We start from the raw sequence: 21,753 nt of genomic DNA, 5'->3' as shown, positions 1-21,753 counted from the left end.
AGGTTCCCACGGATGAAAACCTGGTTGACGCTCACAGGGATTATTCCTTTTTGCGCATCTGTGCGGAAGACACGCGTGCACACGGTTATTATTCCGATCCTGTGGGGCGTGATCTTGTTTGGGCCATGTCGTGCACCGGCCAATGAACCTGGCTTACAGCATGTGACGGTGTTTACGTCCGGAGAAGGAGGTTACCACACGATCAGGATTCCCGCTCTGGAGGTCGCTCCCAACGGTACACTCCTGGCTTTTGCCGAAGGCCGTCGCAACAGCAGTGCTGACCCCGGCTGGCCTGGCCAGGAGATTGACTTACTGTTGAAAACCAGTCGCGACGGGGGCCGCACCTGGTCGCCGATACGTGTGATTGAACATTCGGGCGCCCAGTGGTCCTCTGCCAATCCTGCCACGGTGGTCGACAAAACCACGGGGCGAATCTGGCTTTTTTACCTTCGCTGCGCGCCGGGAGCCAATACCCACCGTGCCCGCCCGGGTTCACGCGATGTCCTCAATCTCGTCCGATTCAGCGACGACCACGGGGAACACTGGTCCGATCCTGTCGATTTGACGCCGGTGGCTAGGGATATGGCGGACAAGGAATGGGGCACGAGCGTCCCAGGGCCGGGGGGTGGGATTCAACTGTCATCGGGGAGGCTCGTCATCCCAATGTGGCGTTACCGTCCTTTCCGGGATTTTGTCCTCTTCAGTGACGACCATGGGGCAACCTGGCAGAGAGGCGGATTTGTCCCCGGTGAAATGGGGGTGGACGAGTGCCAGCTCGTGGAATTGGCTGACGGCAGGCTTGCCCTGGATATGCGGCAGCAGAATGGTCCCCACCGTTGGGTTAGCTTCAGTCGCGATGGTGGCCAAACCTGGTCAGAGCCACGGCCTGGCCAGGAGGTTACTCCCGTGTGCTGTGCCGTGGAACGGTGGACCTCGGTGAAAAGGGGGGATGATCGCAATCGCATTGCCTGGACGGGTCCACGCGGTCCTGGGCGAAATAACCTCACGCTTTGGATTAGCTATGACGAACTGCAAACGTTTCAAAATCCACGTCTGATAAGCGAAGGACCCGGGGCCTACTCCGACCTGGCGGTCCTCCCCGATAAGACCCTCGGCATCTTATGGGAGAAAGCGTACCAGGAGATCATTTTTGCCGCGGTCTCCCTGTCATGGGTGGAGCCGCGATGAGGAACGGGCAACGCGCTGATTGATCGACGGCCCTTCGGTAGAACACAATGAGTAGCGGATGAGGCGCGGCCACAGTGAGTGAGTTTTTGCGCCCACTGCGGCTGGCTGCTGAGATGAGCAAAAAATGTTGTTGTCTGAACGGGTTCCAATTGACCGGGAGGCTTGATCATGAACGACGTCCGCAAGACAGATCGGCGGTGTTTTCTTGCCCATGGATTAGCAGGCGCGGCGGGTTTGGGGCTGGCGTACACAAGTATCGAGGAAGAAATCCTTCGTGCCGCCGTAGCAGAAGGAAAGGCACAACCCGCCTCGCAAACGGAGAGCGTTCCACCGGCGACACGGCGACCCTCGGAACCTCTGCCGGGACCTTTGCCAACCGGAAAAATTGGGAACGTCACAATCAGTCGCCTGATTATCGGTGGAAATCTCATCGGTGGGTGGGCGCACAGTCGAGACCTCATCTACGTGTCTCGCCTCTTCCGCGAGTACAACACCGAACCCAAGGTGTTCGAAACTTTGGACCTTGCCATGGCCTGTGGGATCAACACGATCCAACTTGACCCAGCTTGCTGGGATGTCATCGCCAAGTACAATCGACACCGCAATCCTCCCATTCAGACAATTGTGTGTGTGCCCGTCATCCAAGACCGGGCTGAAATGAAGAGGGTGATCGAGCAGCAGGTTGAGCGTGGGGCCACCTGTATCTATTCGCACGGCGGATCGACGGATTCCCATTTCATGAATGGCGGCGGTCTCGATGCTCTCGCTCAAATGCTGGACCTGATCCACGAAACGGGCCGCCCAGCGGGGATCGGCTGCCACTCCCTGGAAGTGGTCAAGGCGTGCGAACAGGCAAAACTTCCCGTCGACTTTTACATGAAAACGTTCCATTCGGATCGTTACTGGTCGGCAACGCCGAAGGAAAGACGGCAGGAGTTTGACTGGATGCGGGGCAACCCCAGCGACCATGACGCCAATAACGACAACATGTGGTGCAATAACCCAGAAGAAACCGCCGCTTTCATGAAAACGGTGCAAAAACCCTGGTTGGCCTTCAAGGTGCTTGCCGCTGGCGCCATCCATCCGCAGCAGGGTTTCGCCTACGCTTTTCGAAACGGGGCCGATTTCATCGTGGTGGGAATGTTCGATTTTCAAATTGAGATGGACGTGCGATTAGCCATCGAAGCTCTCAACAAGGTAGGACAACGTGAACGCGCCTGGTATGCGTGATTGCGAAGTGACGCCACAACCGCTCTGCTTCGAGACGGTGGCGGATCGCAGGGGGTGAGCCAACCACCCTTGGCAGGCGACTGGCAAACCGGTTAATATTGGAAGCGCCCGGGAGTTGAGGGGAACACTGCCCGGCAGGGTTGGAGGCGAGTCCTGACAGATCCGGTTGGTCGGACTCACTTTGTTGACCGCATGACGACTTTTGGCCCACAGCGACTCGGAGGGGTCCATGAGCGATTACTCTAAACTCTATGACGCGATCGTGACCGGAGATCATCGAACTGCGGTGGAGGTAACCAAGGCCGCTTTGGAGGCTAATGTAGATCCCTCGGAGCTGATCTCCAAATACATGATCCCGGCGATGAACGAAGTAGGGCAGCGGTTTGCCTGTAATGAGTATTTTGTTCCGGAACTTCTGATTGCCGCTCGGGCAATGAAAGCGGCTCTGGAACTCATCACCCCGAAACTGGCAGAAACTGGTGCTAAACGCATCGGGCGAGTGGTGATTGGGACAGTCAAGGGCGACCTCCACGACATTGGCAAAAACCTGGTCGCCTCCATGCTGGAAGGTGCCGGATTTGAAGTGGTGGATTTGGGGGTGGATGTGCCCCCAGAAAAGTTCGTGCAGGCTGCCCAAGAAAGACCGGGCACAATCGTGGCGATGTCCGCGCTCCTCACCACCACCATGCTCAATATGAAAAACGTGATCGAGGCTCTTCAGCAAAGTGGTCTTCGCGATAAGGTCCGCGTCATGGTCGGCGGAGCCCCCATCACCCCGCAGTTTGCCCAGCAAATCGGCGCCGACGGCTACGGCGAGAACGCCACCGAGGCCGTTGATGTCGCGCGACGGCTCGCTGCCGAACTGGGATCCGTAGCGGCTACCACTGGCTGATACCCGCTGGTCAAGCACCCGATCATATCAAGCTGGTTGGTTTTGAGGTCTTTCCGCGGGGAATACTGTGCTTTTGTTCAGCACGACTGGAAAGCAGCCGCCGGCTTCCCGGAAAAGCGAACACACACCGGGAACTTTTGGGGCAGCGATCGACAAAATCCCATTTATCTTTGGAGTCGAACCATGACAGGTGGGGCGACCGCTGAGCCCTCCGGGTTGAGCTTTCGACGCCTTCTGGAGAGCGGTGGATTCCCGATCGGGGTGGAGATTGTTTCCACGCGAGGCTTCCCGGCGAATCCCGGTGATGCGCCCCCGATCATCTTAGCCCGGGAACTTCTCTCGCATCCTCGTATCGGATGGATCTCGATCACCGATAATCCTGGCGGTAACCCCATGTTACCGGCAGATTGGATAGCCCAATTTCTGTTCAACGAGCGGGATCGGATCGTCATTCACATGACGTGCAAGGACACCAACCGAGCCGGGTTGGAAAGCCTCGCGTGGCGGCTGGCGGCAGAAGGACTCCACAACGTGCTGGCCCTGACGGGCGATTATCCCACAGCGGGTTTCGGTGGCAAACCTCAAGGGGTGTTTGATCTTGACTCGGTTGGTTTGATCGCGCTGCTTAAGGCCATGAACGAGGGGCTGAGTGTCACAACTCGCCCAGGAAAACGTGAGACCCTTCCGCCCACGCGATTTTACATAGGTTGTGCCGTTTCTCCCTTTAAACGTTACGAACGCGAACTTGTCCCACAATACTTCAAGCTTGTGCGTAAAATCGCCACCGGGGCGGAGTGGGTGATCACCCAGCTCGGCTACGATATGCGGAAATACCACGAGGTGAAACTTTTCCTCCAAGCAAGAGGTATTTCGGGTATTCCGGCCATTGGTAACGTGTATCTTCTCACCAAAACCGTTGCCAAACTTTTCCACGACCGCCAACTCCCCGGATGCGTCGTCACAGATGAACTGTGGGAACTCTGCCAAAAATACGCCGCCGGTCCCGATCGCGGAAAGAAATTTTTCGCCGAACTGGCTGCCAAACAACTGGCCGTGCTGCGAGGGCTGGGCTTCGCCGCAGGCTACTTGGGAGGAATCCACAAGCTGGAGTCCTTAGAGGAGGTCCTCCGACATCTGGACTCTTTCGCCCCCGATGATTGGCGTCAATTTTTAAAAGAAATCCAATTCTCGTTTCCCGACGAGTTTTTCTTCTTTGAGCACGAGCCCGAGACGGGGTTGAGTGGACCTGAGAAAATCAATCGGCAATACCTTGAATCGTTGAGAAAACCGAGGCGTTCCCGGTACGTCACGCTAGGATACCGCCTTTCCCGCTTGGTACATCGACTGGCCTTTACAAGAGGGAAGGGCCTGTGGAATCTTGCGCAGAGGCTCTACCAACGCTGGGCCGGTAAACCGCGGCCGCCTGCTCCGGCTCGTGTTTTATATGGTCTGGAAAAATTCTCCAAATACGTGATGTACGGTTGTCAGGACTGCGGAGACTGCAGTTTGCCGGACTGTGCCTATATTTGTCCCAAACGCTGGTGCTCCAAGTGCAGCCGGAATGGACCATGCGGAGGCTCCGTGGATGGCGAGTGTGAGCTTCGCAACAAGGAGTGCCTGTGGGCTATTGTCTACGAACGATTGAAAGCGTACGGGGAATCCGAAGAGATGCTCAGCGGACCACCCGTTTTGTACAATGCAGAATTGGCCCATACTTCTTCCTGGGCAAATACCTACCTCAATCGCGATCATCACGGAGTCACTGAGAAGAGGGATCTCGGTCAAGATACCTCAGGTGGGGCAAATACGCATGGTGAGTAAGGGACCACGTCGAGATTCCAAGTCGGTCAAAACGGAAGTGCCACAGGGTGATTTGACGCCCCAGCTTCGAGCAGCCGGCAAATCCCGCGATTTTCAGCATATCTTTTTGGGTTGGTCGCGGCCAGTTGTTCAACTCGTCTTGGATTACATATGCCAGAACAACCCGCCTAACGCCGGTGGGAAGCTCTGGGACCTTTCTCGACTCGCTATCGTATTGCCGACCGGTTGGGCCGTTCGACGCCTTTTAGCCCAATTGGCGGAAAAAGCCCAAACTCACAGCGTGATTTTGCTTCCACCGGATGTCATGACAGTGGGGCAGCTTCCTGAACGCCTTTATTCGCCGGAAAAGCCACCGGCTAGCGAGCCCACCTGCCTTCTGGCATGGTGCATCGCACTGCAGGAGCTGGCATATCGAGATGAATCGGCCCTGCGACGGCTTTTCCCCCACTGGACAACCTCCACGGAGAGCCAGCGGTGGTTGTCCCTGGCTCAATGCCTCGCTCAGTTGAGGTACGAAGTAAGTAGTGGAGGATTCTCATTTCATGACGTCCTCCAGATCGCGCTTCAACGTGATCCAGAATTCCCTGACCGTGGCAGATGGGAGACGCTCGACCTCTTGGAACGGCTGTATCTGGAAACTCTCGACCGGGAAGGCCTTTGCGATGTGGTGGCCGCCCGTTTTGAAGCGCGTTCCCGTAATGCATGCAGCTTGGACCGGGAGACACTCCTTGTCGGGCTTGTGGACCTTCCGCCGATTGTCCGCCAGCTTTTGGCTCAGGTCCGCGACCAAATCAAGGTTCTGACCGTGGCTCCGCGGCAGTTCGCCGATCGCTTTGACGAGCTTGGCTGTTTGATCCCGGAATGCTGGCAGGAGTTGCCGCAGCCCATCCCCGATGATCGAATCGCGCTTTGCCAGCAGCCGTCAGATCAGGCGTATGCCGTCGTCCGGTTTCTTTCACGTTTGGATGAGCGATACGGCATCGAAGATATCACGGTGGGGGCGCCTGACGAGTCGCTTGTCCCCCTGATTCTGGATGCCCTCGAGCACCACGGATTGCCTGCCCGGTACGGTCCGGGACGGCCTGTCATTCGTACTTCGGTGTGGGGACTTTTCGAGGCACTGGGTGATTTTTTGGAGCAAAAAACTGTCGAAGCATTTGGTTCGCTCCTCCGGCACCCTGTGGCGGAACAGTGGCTGGCTCGACGCGCTGGCGGAAACGTTGATCTGCTCACAGAGTTCGACACCTGGTGTGCTGAACGACTCCCGCTTCTTATGGACGAGTGCGACATGCAGGGTGAGAAAAACGCCGTCACAGAGGCGTGGCTGAGTCTCTGGCAACGTTTCTCGCCCCAAACCTGGACTCGTGCTCAGCCGATCTCAGCATGCGCGGAACGACTCCGCGACATTCTGCTCGAATTCTATGGGCCAGTGCTGGATGCCTCATGCCAGCCATCCGGAAACGACTCCGATGTAAAGGAAGAGACTATTCAAGTCTGTCGCGCCATTGTGGAGACTCTTGGGGAATGGATGCAGGTACCCCAGCGAGTGCAAAGTTTCTTGGGATGGCAAACAACGCCTGGGGAGTTACTGCGGTGGGTTCGGTATCATTTGGCCAACAGTCGTGTCCCTGCTCCCCTGAAAGGGCCGTCCGTGGAGATTATGGGATGGCTTGACATCCCTTGGGATGATGCACCGGTAACCGTTTTGACGAGCGTCAACGAGGGTTTTGTGCCTTCAATCACGCGCAATGAAATGTTCCTGACGGCCGAATTGAGAGAGTGGCTGCAACTGGAGGGAAGCGCTCGGCGTATCGCGCGGGATGCCTATTTGCTGAGTCTGATCACTTTCAGTCGGGAGGAGTTCCATCTCGTCGTCGGGCGGCAGGACACAGAGGGAAACCCCCTTTTCCCCAGCCGATTTCTTTTTTCCTGCGACGATGGCAGCATGGTGAGACGGGTGACGGCCTTTTTCGGGGGTGTCGAAGGACCGCCACGTCGGCCCCCGCGATGGTGCAAGTATTCCCCAAGTGGCGAGGCACTCGCTCCCCCCGCACCGACCGTCATCGTGCCCTTTTCGGAAATCCGCGTCACTCAGTTCCGTGATTATCTTGCCTGCCCGTACCGATTTTATCTACGCCACGTGCTTCAATTGGGGACGATTTCCGACGACGTGGAAGAATTGGACCCGCTCAGCTTCGGAAATCTGGCACACCGGGTGCTTTGTCAATTCGCCCGATCTCAACATCGGGATAGCACCGCCGCCGATGAAATCGCTGAGTTTCTCATACGGGCATTGGATCGCACGGTTGAGAAAACCCTGGCACACACCCCGCGGCCGTCCGTACCACTTCAGCTTGAGCAACTCCGCGAGCGACTCCGGGCCTTCGCGAATTTTCAGGCCTTCCATGCGCAGGAATGGCAAATCCTTCACTCCGAGTACACCCCCAGCAAAGAGGTTACATTCACCGTTGATGGTGAACCCATCACACTTGTCGGCCGAATCGATCGCATTGACCGACGGCGGGATGGCTCGGAATTCCTGATTATCGACTACAAAGTGAGTGAAGACCCAATGCCGCCAGAAAAGACTCACCGCCGGCGCGAAGAAGGTGTTCTCAAATGGGTTGATCTTCAGTTGCCGCTTTACCGTCATCTCGCTCAATCGGTAACCACACACGCACCACTCAAGTTGGGCTACATCGTTCTTCCTAAGGACGTCCAGCAAACCGGCCTGTACGAGGCGGAGTGGAGCGAGGAAGAGTTAGCTGAGGCCGACGCCACGGCGGCGGAGGTTATTCGGAAGATTCGGCAGGGAATCTTTTGGCCGCCGGAGGATGATGCGGAGGGGCGGTTTCCGGACCTTTTCCCTATTCTTCCCTGACTTCTCTAACTCGTCCGCCAAAGTAATATTGTCCACGCCACAGTCGCTGAGCGATCCCCTTTTTCCTTTGCTAACGAGGACGCGGACCTCCACAGGTGTTCGTGTGTGAGCGAGATTCAACCTGGTTTCGGCGGGCACGACAGGCGTGCCCCTCCGAAGGACTTCTCCGCAAAACCCGCTTGTCAGGCCCCTTCGTGATTGGCCGCCGTCGGCCCTTGGACCTATACTAAAAGAGGGGCATGAGGGGAAAGTGTTCGATCCGCCCCGGAAGCTATTCTGAAGGTGCACCGCACGATGAAAAACATGTACCATCTCCTGACAATTCGGATATTGAGTGCTGGCATTCTCCTCGCCTGGATTGCAGCAGCTGGTACCATTCCCGCGTTTGGCGACACCATCATCCTGAAGTCGGGCGGTCAAGTGACAGGAGCGGTGCTTTCGGAAGAGAATCCTGGGAATGAGGATGCCGTCCGCATACAGACCAAGGACAACATTGTCCTAAGCATTCCCCGCGAAGAGATCGCCGATATCATTCGGGTCAGTCCAGTGGAAGCAGAATACGAACAATTAAAGGCCCAGACGCCGGATACCGTGGAAGGCCATTTCAAACTGGCCGATTGGTGTCGCGATCATCATCTCCCGGAGCAGCGTGAGGCACACCTCCGGCGAATCATCGAGTTGGACCCGGAGAACGCCCGGGCGCGGGCGCTTCTCGGTTACCAGAAGGTGGGCAACGAGTGGAAGACCCGCGACGAGATCATGAAGTCGATGGGCTATGTCCTTTACAAAGGCCGATGGATGCTCCCGCAGCAGGTACAATTGGAGCAAGAAAAGGAGCAGCAGTCGGCTGTGCAACGGGAGTGGGCCCAGAAAATCCACCGGATGTTGACCCGCTTTGAGGCTGACCCGGTGGGCACAGAACACGAACTCCGCTCCATCAAAGATCCGGCCGCCGTCAAGCCGCTGGTGCTTGCAATGAAGGATGAACGGCGGGATGCCGTCCGCCTGTTGCTGGTGGATGTTCTGGGGGGAATCGGTTCGCCAGAGGCCCTGCGGGCCCTTGCAATCATCGCCCTCGAAGACCCCGTGGAGGAAATCCGACTCCGGGCCCTCGATTTCCTGGCTCCAACCAAATCGGGGGAAGTGGTCTCCTACTTTGTGAGTCGCCTTAAGGATAAAGACAACGTGATCGTCAATCGCGCGGGGGAGGCCCTGAAAAAGATGGGTGACCCATCTGCCATCCCGGCCCTTATCGACGCCCTGATCACACGCCACAAGTTCGTCATACCGGGTAGGCGGCCCCCCGGCGCTATTGGCGCGGGATTCAGTAGTTCCAGCACGGGCCAGTCAGGCATGACGTTCGGTGCTGGGGGCGGCGGTGACAGCACAAAGATCGTCGAGCGGGCGATCCCGAATCGGGGCGTGCTTGAGGCACTTGTGGAGCTGAGCGGCGGTAAGAATTTCAGCTTTGACGTCCGTCTGTGGAAGCAATGGTACGCGGAGCAAAAACGATCGGAAGCGGCCAAGGCCCTGCAGTAACGGCCACTGTATGAAGTCTCACTTCACGGCGAGACGTTATTGAGAAAAGTTTTCTTTCTTCTCCAGAACAGCTCATTTTCCAAGGCTCTTTTCATCTCCAAAGCAACGCAGTCTTCCTTCTTAAAGAATCGGCATTGTCCAGGCAGCGCGGTATCCATTATGATCGCCGCCAAGCAGCTATAACCGCCAATGGGGCTCTGCCTGGGTTGAGGACTCGCGGTGTCTGTTTGCTCACGGAAGAGGAGATGGCGCGTTGCTATGAGAATCCTGCTTATCAACCAGCATTTTGCAGTTCCCCGGTTGGCAACCGGTACTTTTCCTTTCGTGCTAGCGTCGGGCCTTGCGCGCCGGGGCCATCAGGTCACGGTGTTGACGACTGATCAAGCGGCAGGACGCGGTGGGAGTTATGTCACGAACGAGGAAGGCGTCGAGGTTCATTGGGCCCGGATCGCCTATTCAAACAAGATGCCCTACTGGCGCAGGATTGTGGCTTTTTTCGCATTTGCCGCCTGGTGCATCCGGCACATTCGACGGCTTCCGCCATTTGATCTGGTGTATGCGGCCAGCTCACCGCTCACCGTGGCCCTGCCCGGCGTTTACGCCTCCCGGCGCTGGCGCTGTCCCATGGTTTTTGAGGTGTGTGACCTCTGGCCGGAGGTCCCCATCGCTCTGGGGGCCTTGCGAAGTCCCCTCAGCATAGCGGCGGCCCGATGGCTAGAACGGTTCGCCTACCGCAACGCTGCTTTCGTGATCGCTCGCTCGCCCATGATGGCTGACGGCGTGGTGGCCACGGGCTATCCGCGAGAGCGGGTGCGAGTAGTGCCCAATGCCTGTGACTTCAAGCGATTCGACGTCCCTGGTGAATGGGGGCGCTCGCTCCGCCAGGAGAATCAATGGCTGGCCAACCGGCCCCTCGTCCTGTACGCGGGCGCTTTCGGGTTGGTCAATGGTTGTTCCTACATCGTTCGTCTCGCAGCGGAAGTACAAAAGAGCCTTCCCGAAGCCCGGTTTCTTCTGTTAGGACGCGGCCGAGAGGAATCACTTATTCGCGAACTGGCCGAACAACTGGGGGTTCTCAATCGGACGCTCTACATCCACCCACCGGTCCCCAAGGATGAAGTACCGCGGTTTTTCTCAGCGGCCGATATGACAATGTCAACCGTTATCGACGTACCTGCGCTTCATAAGAACTGTGCTAACAAGTTCTTTGACAGCCTCGCTGCCGGGCGCCCCATTGCCATCAACCATGAAGGCTGGCTGGCGGACCTGATCAGAGAGCATGACTGCGGGCTGGTGCTGCCGGCCAAAAAGATTTGCAAGGCCGCTCAGATGATGGTCACGGCCCTGAAAGATCCGACATGGCTTCGCGAAGCCGGGCGCCGCGCCTATCAACTGGGACGAAAACAGTTTGACGCCCAAAAGTGCGTGGATGAGGTAGAAGCCACGCTCTATGCTGCCATTGGAGATCACGAGCTGAAACGTCACAAAGCGGCTGCTTAAAGAGGATATTGGCTCCTATGGCACAAATGCAAATCCTTCAGCCCTATCAACGGCAAATCTGGTGTGATGTCTTGACTCGCTGCGGCTGGTTCGACGTCTATCATCTACCCGAGTATTATCTGGCCGTTCGAACGGTGGACGAGGGAACCGCGCTTTTGTTGGTATATGAGGAAGATCCCTACATCGCGGCACTTCCCATCCTGATTCGTGGCCTCGGCAGTATACCGGAGCTAAACGCCGATCACTGGTACGACGCCAGTTCGGCCTATGGTTATCCCGGGCTTCTGACGAACTGTCGCCCCGAGGCGCCGGGAGCGGAAGCCTTTCGCAATAACTGGCAAAAGGCGTTGCAGCATGCGCTGAAAAGTTTGCGAACCGTCGCCCTCTTCGTCCGCCAACACCCACTGCACCCAACGGAATGGATGTGGCAGGGAATCGCCACTGTGAAACCTCTCGGGCAAACGGTTGTGCTCGACCTCCACCTAACCGAAGCCGAGCAGCTCCAGATGATTCGGCATGACCATCGCAGCGACATAAAGAAAGGCACGAAACGAGGCATAACAATCGTCGAGGATCAACACCTGAACCGAATGCATGAATTTCAGAAACTTTACGAATTAACGATGCAGGCAGTCAACGCCGAGCCTTATTACTTCTTTCCAAGGTCATATTATGATGATCTCCGTCGGCACCTCAATGGAAGAATCAAGCTCTTTTTTGCAGTACATGAAGGCAGATCAATCGCCGGCTCTTTGTTCTTTCACTGCGGCAGCGTGCTTCAATATCACCTCAGCGGGGCAGATCCCACACTCGGCCGGGAAAGAGCCATGGCAACCAAAATGATCATCGATACCGTCCGACGCTGGGGAACGGCCAATGGTTTTCGGTGGCTGCATCTGGGAGGCGGACTCGGGGCGCGGCAAGACTCGCTCTTTCAATTCAAAGCAGGATTTTCCCACCTGCGCTGCGACTACTCGGTGGTTAACTACATCGTAGAACCAGAGGTTTACAACGAGCTTGTGCGACGCCGTTTTGGAAACGACGCGGCTCTGTCTACGGCCAATGGTTGGTTTCCCGCGTATCGCTCTCCAAGCGTGAAGAAGGCCGCTTAGTAAAATAACAGTTTTTAAATCGCTAAAGTAATGTAGATTTATTGGCGTATGAGCGAAATAAGTTTAATCGAGTGTTTTCATACAAGCGGATCCGATCAATTAGCGATCTTCGGCGGAGCCCCAATTCGCGAAACCCGCTTTCCACCTTGGCCGGTTTTTGAAGAGGACGAGATTGCAGCGGTGGTTGACGTACTGCGGAGTGGCAGAGTCAACTACTGGACCGGTCAACAGGTTCGCCGGTTTGAAGAGGAATTTGCTCAGGCCGTGGGTTGCCGTTATGCCGTGGCGGTTGCCAACGGGACGGTGGCCCTTGAGGCGGCTCTCGAAGCTCTCGGCATTGGTCCCGGCGATGATGTTGTGGTGACCTGCCGGAGCTTCGTTGCCTCCGCCGCTTGTGTTCTTCGCGTGGGGGCAAGACCTGTTTTCGCCGATGTCGATCCGGACAGCCAGAACATCACCCGGGAAAGCATCGAAGCGGTCCTGACTCCAAGGACTCGTGCGGTTATTTGTGTCCATCTGGCCGGCTGGCCGTGCGACATGGATCCCATCATGGATCTTGCCGAGCGCAAAGGCCTCTTTGTGGTAGAAGACTGTGCCCAGGCGCACGGCGCTGGTTACAAGGGCCGGTCAGTCGGATCCCTGGGTCATATCGCGGCCTTTTCCTTTTGTCAGGACAAGATTATCACCACAGGCGGGGAAGGGGGGATGGTCACCACGAACGACCCCGCTCTTTGGCGCAAGGTGTGGAGCCTCAAAGACCACGGAAAAGATTTCGACAGGGCACACCAGCCCGCTGACGGCACTTTCCGCTGGTTGCATGACAACCTTGGAACGAACTGGCGAATGACGGAGGTGCAGGGAGCGATCGGGCGGATCGCGTTAGGGAAGCTCGATGAGTGGGTCCGGACGAGGCAGACCAACGCGCAACTTCTGCGGCAATATCTGCTTGCCATTCCGTCCCTGCGCATTCCGCAACCTCCTACTTCCATCGAGCACAGCTATTACAAGTTCTATGCATTTCTTCGCGAGGAATATCTGAGACCGGATTGGAACCGTGACAGGATCATCGCGGCCATTAATGCAGAGGGGATTCCGTGTGGCTCGGGTGCCTGTCCCGAGATTTACCGGGAACGCCTCTTCCAGCAACGCGGTCTGATTCCTGCCCGCCCATGCCGGGTGGCGCAACAGCTTGGCGAAACAAGTCTCATGTTTCTCGTGCATCCCACCCTCGGTGCACGGGAAATGCTGGAGACAGCTATGGCCGTGGAGAAGGTTCTCCGTGTCGCGACGGAATGGTAAGTCTTTTCAGCGCAACGCACCATTCAGGGCGACGGGCGCTGAGCACCCCTCCAAATCGTTACTCGCCTGATTTCCCCCTGAAATTTCGGCGTACCCGGAGGGACAATCGGGCTTCCTGTGTCAGCCCCGATCTGCATCGAGTCATTGGGATCCGTAACGATGAAATCCGGCAGGGGACGCCGTGCAACCAGTTTGCCGTTCATGTAAAGCTCGGCGGTGTGCTGCGGTGTGATGACGCCCCGTAATGTCACCCACCCTTCCACGGATTCATTTGCCTCAACGGAAAACGGTTTGTTCTCGATGACAACAGTCCACACCGGGTGTCCCTGACGAAGCCAGAGGGCGTATCCGTGCGACTGTCCTCCGCGTGCCACGAGTACCCCATCAGGCTTTTCGGGATGAAAAGTCACTTCCACGGTCCAGGACATTCCTGCGGGATTGAGACTCGATGATTTGGGGACCTCGATATGGGAATTCCCGGCGAAGACACGGACGGCCCCGTTTCCTGGCACAGACCGTACGGTCGTACCATGGTTAACGCCGTGATTGCCGTGCGGGGATTGATCAAGAATCCTATCTACCGAAGAGGCGGCATCAAAACGATAGTCGAGGCAGATTTCCGGTGGTGCGTTGGGGTCGGGCGGCGTTCCTCCCCACCAGTCGGGCCGGTCCACATACTCGGGCACGCGGTATCCCAGCTCCTGCCGCAAGCGAGTCAATTCAGCTTCCAATTCGGCCCGAAGTTTTGCAGCCGACGGCTCGTTATAGAGGTTCTTTGTTTCGTAAGGATCTGTCTTCAGATCAAACAACTCGGTCCAATCCTCGTGTCCAGGATACGTGATCAGCTTGGCGGACTCCGTGCGCACAGCCACGATGTCTGGAACCCGGCTGTTTCGCTGCTTTTCCGCAAAATATTCATACAACCAGGCTTTCCGCCAAGGGATTTGTTTTCCTTCAGCCAGAGGCCGCCAGCTTTGCCCCTGCATCTCCCGGGGAATTGGAACACCGGCGAAGTCGAGAATCGTCGGAGCCAGATCGAGGTTGAGCACCATTTCGTTGCGGACTAACCCCTTCGGAATGGCTCTCGGATAGCGGGCCAGAAGAGGAATCCGCAGACTCTCCTCGTAAGCGCTGCGCTTGTCCCCCAGACCGTGTTCGCCCAGGTAGAATCCGTTGTCACTTTGAAAGATAACCAACGTGTTGTCTGCGACTCCACACTGATCGAGTGCCTCCAGAATTCGTCCCACGCAATCATCAACGGCGCTGATGCAGCGGAAATAATCCAGATTCACTGGTACCTCACCCGGCGCAACCTCATCGGCCACCGGTTTTGTCGGGTTGCGGCCGGCACCCAGGTAGGGCGGCCGAACATCGAAGTTTGGCGTGCGTTTGGCCAGACATCCAGCAAAGCGTTCTTTTGCCCGCTCCGGTGGTGTGAAAGGACCATGAGGACTCTTAAACCCCAGGACGGCCAGCCATGGACGTTCTTTCCGAGAATTCTCGCGAATGAACTGAATGAGGTGGTCGGTGGTGACATCATCCACCCAGCCCGTGGTGGCAGTTTCCACACCCTGAACCAGGAGTGGGCAATCGAAGTATTGCCCCTGGCCAACTAAACTGGCAAAAAAGTCGAATCCCGGTCGCTCCCGCTGACTGTCCATGTGCCATTTACCAAAATAACCTGTCACGTAGCCGGCGCGCTGGAGAAGTGTGGCATAGGTCACATTATCCACTGGAAAGGGGCGAAAATTGGAAGCGACGCCGTTCAGATGGTTATAACGACCGGTCAACATCACAGCGCGACTGGGCGCACACAGCGAATTCACGACAAACGCATTACGGAATCGCACCCCCTCGGCCGCCAGGCGATCCATATGGGGAGTTTCAAACCAGGGAAAACGGCCGCGCTCACCAAGTTCCCTCTGAACCACGCCGAGGGCGTCGTACCGTTGGTCGTCGGTGATGAGGATCAAAAAATTGGGGCGATCCGCCGCCATAGCTACGCCGCCCCATCTACCTTGTAATCCGCCTCCAAGCACACACAGCAGAACATACAAAAGGAATCTCTTCATCGGATGGCCCTCCCCAGTTGCGGGTGCATTCGACGAATCTTCGGTCCGCGCTCAAGTTTCCTGCCACATAGTTATTGCGTCAATGGGCTGAAGGGCACTGGAATTGGACATTAATTACAATGGAGAGGGGAAATCCAAAAACGAAACTTTTCGGCCGCCAAGCCGTTTGACACTAGGGGCGAACCAAAACAAAGGATGAGAAGCACGCAGCATGTCAATTTGCGATTTTTAGATAAATTGCGTAGCTTAGGAACACAAAAATGCTTCGAGGCGTCATAGCGATTTTTCGGATCAACGTGGTGTTGGCTGGTCTGCTACTCGCCCTACAAGGGGGACTACTGGTTCACGCCCAACCCCCCTGGATGATGGGAGGTGGACCTCCGGGCATGTTTGGTGGGGGGCCTCCTGGTATGTTCGGGGGGCCGGGCGGCCCACCGGGTATGCCGAGCCCTCAGCCGCAGTCGATCACCGGCAACCCTGAAATCGATCGCCGGGTGTCGTTCTACGAAAACATGATTCGCCAGTTGGACACCAATCAGGACGGAACCGTGTCTCCGGAAGAACTTAACCAATCCCGGATGGGCAGTTTCCTCACTTCCCGGCTGAGCGAGCGGTTCGGAGTAGACGTCTCCCGAGGTTTCCGCATCGACGAAGTCCGCCAAAAGGTCATCGACTACTACAAGCAACGGTACGAAGGCGGCCAGTCACAGCAGAGCACACCTACTCCGAGCAGCGGATCAACGCCGACTAATCAAGCTCAGTCGCAGCAGGTGGCCGTTCTGCGAATTGGTCCCAATGTGCCGGTGCCGGGATTCGGGCCACCCGGTGCAAGTACCACTTCTACCACTCCAACCGTCCCGGGATTTGGACTTCCCAGCGGGGCAACGACGACTTCAGGAACCGTCCAGAACACAGGTGGGACGGTGGCCGCGGCACCACAGGGTCAAAGTGGAAGTGAAAGCGGGCTGGGCCTTCCCCCGCCACCTCCGCTCGATGAAAGAATTCGTCGATACGCGGAAAGTCTCATGCGTCAATACGACGAAAACCGTAACGGCAAGTTGGAAAAAGATGAGTGGTCGAAAATGCGGGGGAGCGATTGGGCGAAGGCAGACCAGGACGGGAATGGTGAACTCACTCTCGAAGAAATTGGCCGACATCTCGCCGGCGAATCGGGTGCTGGTTCGTCGCAGAGCGGACAGCCCACCGCCACGCAGGTGTCAAGCCGCACGGGCAAACGATTCATTCAAAGACTGCCCTGGGAGCGGCTGCCTCCAGATCTTCCATCCTGGTTCAAAGACCGCGATAAGGATAAGGATGGCCAAGTGCTAATGGCCGAGTTTGCAGATAAATGGACACCCGATAAGCTTCGCGAATTCCAAAAGTACGATCGAAATGGAGACGGGGTTATCACGCCAGAAGAATGCCTTAAAGCAAAGTGATGCTGGCCGCTCCTGCTAGCCCCGCATTACGGCCGGTGCGGTAGATGGCACCTTCCTTATCCTATCGCGACTGTCAAAAGCAGCGCTGGAAAGCTTTTCGCAGAGATAAACGAACCACTACTCCGCAGAAAGAGCGGCAATTCCCGGGATTGCCCCCCGTTGGTAACGGCCTGGCCGTTTCCGGACCGTGGAAAGCCTGACTATGCCCCAGGGATACTGGCAATAGGTTCCGGCCGGGTTGTGAGGGGCATGTACTCGTCCAACTGGGGAAACTCGCTGAGGTCTTTGGCGATTGCACTCCGCAGAAAAGAGTCCACCCACCAGAAAATATCCTGCTTCCGAATAGACTGCCGCAGTTTTTTCATTCGCCGCTTGCGCTCTGTGATCGGCATCGTACATGCTTGATGAATCGCGGAGGCAACCTGCTGGACATGGAACGGGTTCACAAGGATGGCCCCATGTTGAAGTTGAGAAGCTGCTCCGGCAAATTCACTCAGAATCAGCACTCCGTCATTATCCACGTTCGTCACGCAGTATTCTTTGGCGATCAGGTTCATACCATCTTTGAGCGGCGTGATGAGCGCCACATCAGCCGCGCGGTAATACCCCAGAAGCTCGTCAGGAGCGAGAGAACGGAAGATATAATGAATGGGGACCCAGCCCGGTTTGGTAAACTCACCATTGATGGTCCCCACAAGCCGTTCGATTTCTGCACGCAACCGGCGGTACTGCGGAACGCCCGTTCTGCTGGGCACCACAACCTGGATCAGCGTGGTCTTGCCTACCAGATCGGGATACTCCCTTAATGCCTCACGGAATGCCTGCAGCCGGTGAGGAATCCCCTTCGTGTAGTCGAGCCGATCCACTCCCAGCAGGATTTTACAGTTGGCCAATGTTTTGCGGATCCCATCTCTGACTGCCAGGACTTCTTTAGAGCCTGCCCGGCGAACAAAAGACCGATAATCAATGGAAATGGGGAAATCTCCAATCCGCACGAATCGGTCGTTGACCTGTCCCACGACCACGCGACCACGTCCGTGCCATTTCACGTCCGGCATCAGCGCACGGAAGCAATCCAGCAGGTTTCGCCTATCTCGCGCTGTCTGCACGCCCAGGAGATCAAACTGGAGAAGGGCATTGAGAATCTCCAACCGCCAGGGAATTTTGAGAAAGACGTCGAGCGGCGGAAAGGGAATGTGAAGAAAAAAAGCCACATAGCTGTTCACGCCCAGAGCACGCAACTCCTGGGCCACCAGCATGAGCTGATAATCGTGGACCCAGACGAAATAATCGGGTTGTGATTCTGCGGCGATAGCCTCGGCGTACTTGCGGTTCACCTGGTGGTAAGCAAGCCAATAAGTTGGATCGAAGTTGGCTAACGTCGGCAATTCATGGAATAATGGCCAAATCACTTCGTTGGAGAATCCTTCATAGAAAAGTCGCTGTTCCCGGCGGGACAATCCAACTGGTGCAATGCGGTAGCCGAGGTCGCGGCCTGCGCGATCGAGGAGCTCACCGAGATTCGGGGGCGCTTTTTCCTGGGGAATGCCCGGCCAGCCAATCCACACTCCCCCTCGGTTCCGCAACACCGGGGCCAGGGCCGTCACCAGACCGCCGCTGCCGCGGTCGAGCCGCCAGGTCCCGCTCCGTTCTCGGGTGAGTTTGAGAGGCAAACGGTTGGAAACGATGAGCAACCGTTGACCTTTTTTATTGCCGGTCATGATCTCCTCCTTTCCTCGCAGCGTTCAGCCAGCGACGAAGGAAGTCGTGAACTTCCCCTTCATTTTCCAGACGAACGTCTGCGTACGTCTCTCGTGGTGTCGGACTGACAAGCACGCTCAGCCCCGCTTCTCCCAGAGCACGAAAGGCATCCTCGTCCGTCCGATCGTCTCCCAGAAAAGCCACCGCCGTTCTCCGATCCCCCAGTTCCTGAAGAATTCCCCGCACGGCGTCCCCTTTTGTAGGTCCCGATATCTGGAGTTCCACTCCAAGATGGAAAGCTCTCCTCTCCAAAAGGCCGCTGGAATCCTGCCGATGGAGAAAGTCCGCGATTGACTGCTGCAGCCGTTGCACGTCCTGGTCGGGCAGGCCGCGGAAGTGGATTGCGAGGCATCCCACTTTCCGTTCCATCCGCACATCCGGCCATTCTCGAGAAAGCTCCGTTTTAATAGTGTCGAGGAGTTGCTCGGCGTGTGGATCCGGTTCCCACACCCACCGTCGGCCATCCGGAAAAAGCCGCTCGCGGCCATGACTGCCCCAGATTTCAACTCCTGAGAGGGGAAGAAGAACCGTGAGATCCTCAGCGAGCCGTCCCGTCACTACAATCACTCGGGTTCCTTCTCGCTGAATCTCCCCCAAAAGGGCAGGAACCCAGGAATAGGGAACGGCCTTTCGTGGGTCCTCACAAAAAGGTGCCAACGTCCCGTCGTAATCGCAAAGGAGAACCCCCTGAGCCCCTTGTGCCAGCAAATCAAGGATCGCTGGCAATTTGTGAGGGTTTTTCAGGATCTCCATTGGGTCGTGTCAATCCTTTCGATTTCCCGGCGGAGCAGGGCCACCATCAAGGTCAGATGGTCGCGCGCCAGCCGAGTCATGAGGAAATTTTCTCGCACGTACTTCCGCCCTTTCTCGCCCATACGCTGGGCCTGATCAGGGCGTTCCAGGAGGTAGCGAATTCGCATGGCGGCCCCCTCCGGAGAACTCACCAGGAAACCGGTGTGGTGGTTGATCACCTGGAGTCGGATTCCCCCTGCATTCCCCCCAATCACCGGTTTGCCTTTCCAGAGAGCTTCGGTCACCGTCAATCCAAATCCCTCCCGGGTGGACTTCTGAAGGACAATCGTGGCCAGACGCTGAAAGGCGTTAATAATGCGGTGGGCATCACTAGGAAGTTCCAAAACGTGGATGTTGGGATCGCCCGCGGCTGCCGCGCGAACTTCGGCAAGGACCATGCCGCCCTCGGGATCGTCGGTAGCTCCACCGCCCGCCAGCACGAGCTGAACAGACGGGAAAAATCGCTTGGTGATCTGGTACGCGCGGATAACCCCAAGCGGATCCTTGAAGCGATCAAATCGCGACACCTGAACAAGCAAGGGACGCCCCCTGTCCAGGTTGAAATCGCTGGCTACCGCGTCAATGAAGTCTTCCGAGAGATCACAGTTTTTTCCACTGAACGGGTCGATCGCTGGCGCAATCAGGTATTGAGGGTGAGGAAGCGCCCGTGCAAAGTCCGGAAGGGAAAAGATGCTGGCATCGTAGTCTTTCAGAAATTGACGCAGGTACCGCCACACGCTTCGGTCCGGATGACTGGCATCGATGTGACACCGCCAAATCCATTTCCCTTTCCGTTCAGGAAAGTGCCGAATGAGTGCTGCCGGCTGCGGATCATGGATGAAAACGACATCCGCTTCCTTGAGCACGGGAGCCAACCGCTCGGCATTCTCCGCGTTGACCTGCTCGTAAATCGCCAGATCCTGTTCGCTGGGTCGATCCACAGCGCCCTGAAGACAGTTATGAAATTTCTTCGTACAGGTGAAAAACGCCGCGTTCCCCTCGATTACATGCCATTCCGCATTGACGCCAAGTTCGCGGAGGAGAGGAACCAACTGATTGAGAATCTCAGCGACCCCTCCACCCACTCTTGTCGAGTTGACGTGGACGACTTTCATCCCCTTGAGTGGCTCAGCCAACTGTCGTAACTGGGCCACCGCGTCGGGACCAGCAACCTCTGCATAGCGTTCAAGTAGTTCCGTCATACCTTCTCCGCATGCAAGAAAGAGTGGAATGCGTTGATCAACTGTGAGCGTAGATCGGTCAGACTGCCGAAATACGGATCAATTTCAGACAGAGCATGCCGTAAAGGCTCATAACCCTCCCCTAACCCCTCCAGCCAGGCCGAGAAGTCGTCGCAGCACACTGGAGATCGTCGTCTGGCGTCGATGACATGGTAGAACACCGAGCCCGGCGAAAGCTCCGGCAGCAAAGCCGCCAGGTCCTCGACGGTCTCCGCCCGGCGCCCCGTATCGAACACCACAATTTGGGCTCGAAGGAAATAAAACGGCCGGGTCGCGGGGATCCACGCCAGCCACTCCTTCTGTTCGATTCTCTGTTCGATCAGCTCAATGATTTCGCCGCGAAGGACCTCCAGGTCGCTATAATCCGCCGGATCAATGATCGCCAGCAATTCTGCCAAAACTTCGTCTCGGATTTCCCGATACACCCAAACCGCGAAGTCGTTTTTGAACTCCGGGTCGTCAAACCGGGGCTGAAGCAGGGCACCCCAGAAATGATGGTAGATGCACTCGGTCGGCGCCATGGCCAGCGCCGCTTTGAACTCACTGAGATTGCTTGCCCTGAGCCCTGTTGAAAGAGGAATCAGTGCGCAGTCTTTGACAATGAAAGTCATTCTGGGTATCTCCTTTTCCAGTTGTGCTCGCTGCCGGTGGCACAGCACTCGAGGATCGATTTTCTAGGGGATGACTGTCCAAACGATGCGTATTGGTTGCCGCGTGAATCATTCAAGCGTTCAGAGTGCAACCGGCCACCGGCGCCGCTCCGGAGGTCGCCTGGTACGGTGAATATACGTGCGAGGCTCTCCACCGACCACCTACCGCTTTGGGTGAGTGATCTGAATAGACATTAAGAGGTCTAATAATTGCGGCATGAGGTGAAAACGATAACACTTTTTTGCCAGACTGTTGCGGTGACTTTATTTTGGGCCCCAAGATTGGCCGAGTCAAGCCTACCGAGACCTTCGCCGCGATCTCACCCCCGCGATCTC

Annotated in this window: 15 protein-coding genes; 10 read left to right on the top strand and 5 right to left on the bottom strand. The window is 56.8% G+C overall.

From position 1 onward, the window contains the following. The first annotated feature begins 12 nt into the window (after window positions 1-12). The 9 genes from THTE_RS07885 (at window position 13) to THTE_RS07845 (ending at window position 13,462) form a co-directional block, all read left to right on the top strand. Window positions 13-1,188, top strand: coding sequence for a sialidase family protein (locus tag THTE_RS07885; protein WP_095414916.1), 1,176 nt, complete (start codon window positions 13-15; stop codon window positions 1,186-1,188). Window positions 1,189-1,356: 168 nt separating this feature from the next. Beyond that, the gene (locus THTE_RS07880) at window positions 1,357-2,418 is read left to right on the top strand and encodes a hypothetical protein (protein WP_095414915.1); all 1,062 of its coding nucleotides are present in this window, start codon (window positions 1,357-1,359) and stop codon (window positions 2,416-2,418) included. A gap of 229 nt (window positions 2,419-2,647) precedes the next feature. Beyond that, window positions 2,648-3,310, top strand: coding sequence for a corrinoid protein (locus tag THTE_RS07875; RefSeq protein ID WP_095414914.1), 663 nt, complete (start codon window positions 2,648-2,650; stop codon window positions 3,308-3,310). 183 nt (window positions 3,311-3,493) lie between these two features. Continuing rightward, complete coding sequence (locus THTE_RS07870; RefSeq protein WP_095414913.1) at window positions 3,494-5,131, top strand: methylenetetrahydrofolate reductase C-terminal domain-containing protein; 1,638 nt, start codon at window positions 3,494-3,496, stop codon at window positions 5,129-5,131. Then, on the top strand, window positions 5,121-8,012 hold the full coding sequence (locus THTE_RS07865) for a PD-(D/E)XK nuclease family protein (RefSeq protein WP_157731920.1): 2,892 nt from the start codon (window positions 5,121-5,123) through the stop codon (window positions 8,010-8,012). Before THTE_RS07870 ends, THTE_RS07865 begins: the two co-directional genes overlap by 11 nt. Window positions 8,013-8,306: 294 nt before the next feature. Next, window positions 8,307-9,551, top strand: coding sequence for a HEAT repeat domain-containing protein (locus tag THTE_RS07860; RefSeq protein WP_095414911.1), 1,245 nt, complete (start codon window positions 8,307-8,309; stop codon window positions 9,549-9,551). Window positions 9,552-9,809: 258 nt separating this feature from the next. Beyond that, entirely contained in the window at window positions 9,810-11,051 is a 1,242-nt protein-coding gene (locus tag THTE_RS07855; protein ID WP_095414910.1) for a glycosyltransferase family 4 protein, read from the top strand. Between the two features lie 17 nt (window positions 11,052-11,068). After that, window positions 11,069-12,163 carry a GNAT family N-acetyltransferase gene (locus THTE_RS07850; protein WP_095414909.1) on the top strand — a complete coding sequence of 365 codons (1,095 nt, stop codon included), beginning with the start codon at window positions 11,069-11,071 and terminating at the stop codon, window positions 12,161-12,163. A 48-nt stretch (window positions 12,164-12,211) separates the two neighbouring features. Next, window positions 12,212-13,462 (top strand): DegT/DnrJ/EryC1/StrS family aminotransferase, encoded by a 1,251-nt coding sequence (locus tag THTE_RS07845; protein ID WP_095414908.1) that lies wholly within the window; start codon window positions 12,212-12,214, stop codon window positions 13,460-13,462. Window positions 13,463-13,485: 23 nt separating this feature from the next. Here THTE_RS07845 and THTE_RS07840 read toward each other — a convergent pair whose 3' ends face one another. After that, window positions 13,486-15,534, bottom strand: a complete 2,049-nt coding sequence (locus tag THTE_RS07840; protein ID WP_157731918.1) for a sulfatase-like hydrolase/transferase — start codon at window positions 15,532-15,534, stop codon at window positions 13,486-13,488. A gap of 260 nt (window positions 15,535-15,794) precedes the next feature. On the opposite strand from THTE_RS07840, the gene THTE_RS07835 reads away from it, so the two are divergent. Beyond that, window positions 15,795-16,973: a hypothetical protein gene (locus THTE_RS07835; protein ID WP_095416821.1), complete on the top strand. Its 1,179-nt coding sequence runs from the start codon at window positions 15,795-15,797 to the stop codon at window positions 16,971-16,973. Between the two features lie 200 nt (window positions 16,974-17,173). Here THTE_RS07835 and THTE_RS07830 read toward each other — a convergent pair whose 3' ends face one another. Genes THTE_RS07830 through THTE_RS07815 form a run of 4 tightly spaced genes read right to left on the bottom strand, consistent with a single transcriptional unit; the run spans window position 17,174 to window position 21,378 of the window. Continuing rightward, entirely contained in the window at window positions 17,174-18,694 is a 1,521-nt protein-coding gene (locus THTE_RS07830; RefSeq protein WP_095414907.1) for an alpha,alpha-trehalose-phosphate synthase (UDP-forming), read from the bottom strand. Beyond that, the gene (otsB, locus tag THTE_RS07825) at window positions 18,681-19,487 is read right to left on the bottom strand and encodes a trehalose-phosphatase (RefSeq protein ID WP_095414906.1); all 807 of its coding nucleotides are present in this window, start codon (window positions 19,485-19,487) and stop codon (window positions 18,681-18,683) included. Before otsB ends, THTE_RS07830 begins: the two co-directional genes overlap by 14 nt. Further along, a complete protein-coding gene (locus THTE_RS07820) occupies window positions 19,475-20,728 on the bottom strand; it encodes a glycosyltransferase (protein ID WP_095414905.1) in 1,254 nt (417 codons plus the stop codon). The genes otsB and THTE_RS07820 overlap by 13 nt, the downstream gene beginning before the upstream one ends. After that, the gene (locus tag THTE_RS07815; RefSeq protein ID WP_095414904.1) at window positions 20,725-21,378 is read right to left on the bottom strand and encodes a DUF5752 family protein; all 654 of its coding nucleotides are present in this window, start codon (window positions 21,376-21,378) and stop codon (window positions 20,725-20,727) included. Before THTE_RS07815 ends, THTE_RS07820 begins: the two co-directional genes overlap by 4 nt. Window positions 21,379-21,753 lie beyond the last annotated feature (375 nt).

The organism is Thermogutta terrifontis (assembly GCF_002277955.1).
Lineage (GTDB): Bacteria > Planctomycetota > Planctomycetia > Pirellulales > Thermoguttaceae > Thermogutta > Thermogutta terrifontis.
Note: the sequence above shows the minus strand (reverse complement) of the source record. Positions and strands in the feature narration are given on the sequence as shown.

Excerpts from the sequence above, each read along its gene's own strand:
- THTE_RS07850 (WP_095414909.1), top strand. The coding sequence starts at position 11,069 with ATGGCACAAATGCAAATCCTTCAGCCCTATCAACGGCAAATCTGGTGT.
- THTE_RS07820 (WP_095414905.1), bottom strand. The coding sequence starts at position 20,728 with ATGACGGAACTACTTGAACGCTATGCAGAGGTTGCTGGTCCCGACGCG.
- THTE_RS07865 (WP_157731920.1), top strand. The coding sequence starts at position 5,121 with ATGGTGAGTAAGGGACCACGTCGAGATTCCAAGTCGGTCAAAACGGAA.
- THTE_RS07860 (WP_095414911.1), top strand. The coding sequence starts at position 8,307 with ATGAAAAACATGTACCATCTCCTGACAATTCGGATATTGAGTGCTGGC.
- otsB (WP_095414906.1), bottom strand. The coding sequence starts at position 19,487 with ATGGAGATCCTGAAAAACCCTCACAAATTGCCAGCGATCCTTGATTTG.
- THTE_RS07885 (WP_095414916.1), top strand. The coding sequence starts at position 13 with ATGAAAACCTGGTTGACGCTCACAGGGATTATTCCTTTTTGCGCATCT.
- THTE_RS07845 (WP_095414908.1), top strand. The coding sequence starts at position 12,212 with ATGAGCGAAATAAGTTTAATCGAGTGTTTTCATACAAGCGGATCCGAT.
- THTE_RS07855 (WP_095414910.1), top strand. The coding sequence starts at position 9,810 with ATGAGAATCCTGCTTATCAACCAGCATTTTGCAGTTCCCCGGTTGGCA.
- THTE_RS07815 (WP_095414904.1), bottom strand. The coding sequence starts at position 21,378 with ATGACTTTCATTGTCAAAGACTGCGCACTGATTCCTCTTTCAACAGGG.
- THTE_RS07870 (WP_095414913.1), top strand. The coding sequence starts at position 3,494 with ATGACAGGTGGGGCGACCGCTGAGCCCTCCGGGTTGAGCTTTCGACGC.
- THTE_RS07840 (WP_157731918.1), bottom strand. The coding sequence starts at position 15,534 with ATGAAGAGATTCCTTTTGTATGTTCTGCTGTGTGTGCTTGGAGGCGGA.
- THTE_RS07875 (WP_095414914.1), top strand. The coding sequence starts at position 2,648 with ATGAGCGATTACTCTAAACTCTATGACGCGATCGTGACCGGAGATCAT.
- THTE_RS07880 (WP_095414915.1), top strand. The coding sequence starts at position 1,357 with ATGAACGACGTCCGCAAGACAGATCGGCGGTGTTTTCTTGCCCATGGA.
- THTE_RS07835 (WP_095416821.1), top strand. The coding sequence starts at position 15,795 with ATGCTTCGAGGCGTCATAGCGATTTTTCGGATCAACGTGGTGTTGGCT.
- THTE_RS07830 (WP_095414907.1), bottom strand. The coding sequence starts at position 18,694 with ATGACCGGCAATAAAAAAGGTCAACGGTTGCTCATCGTTTCCAACCGT.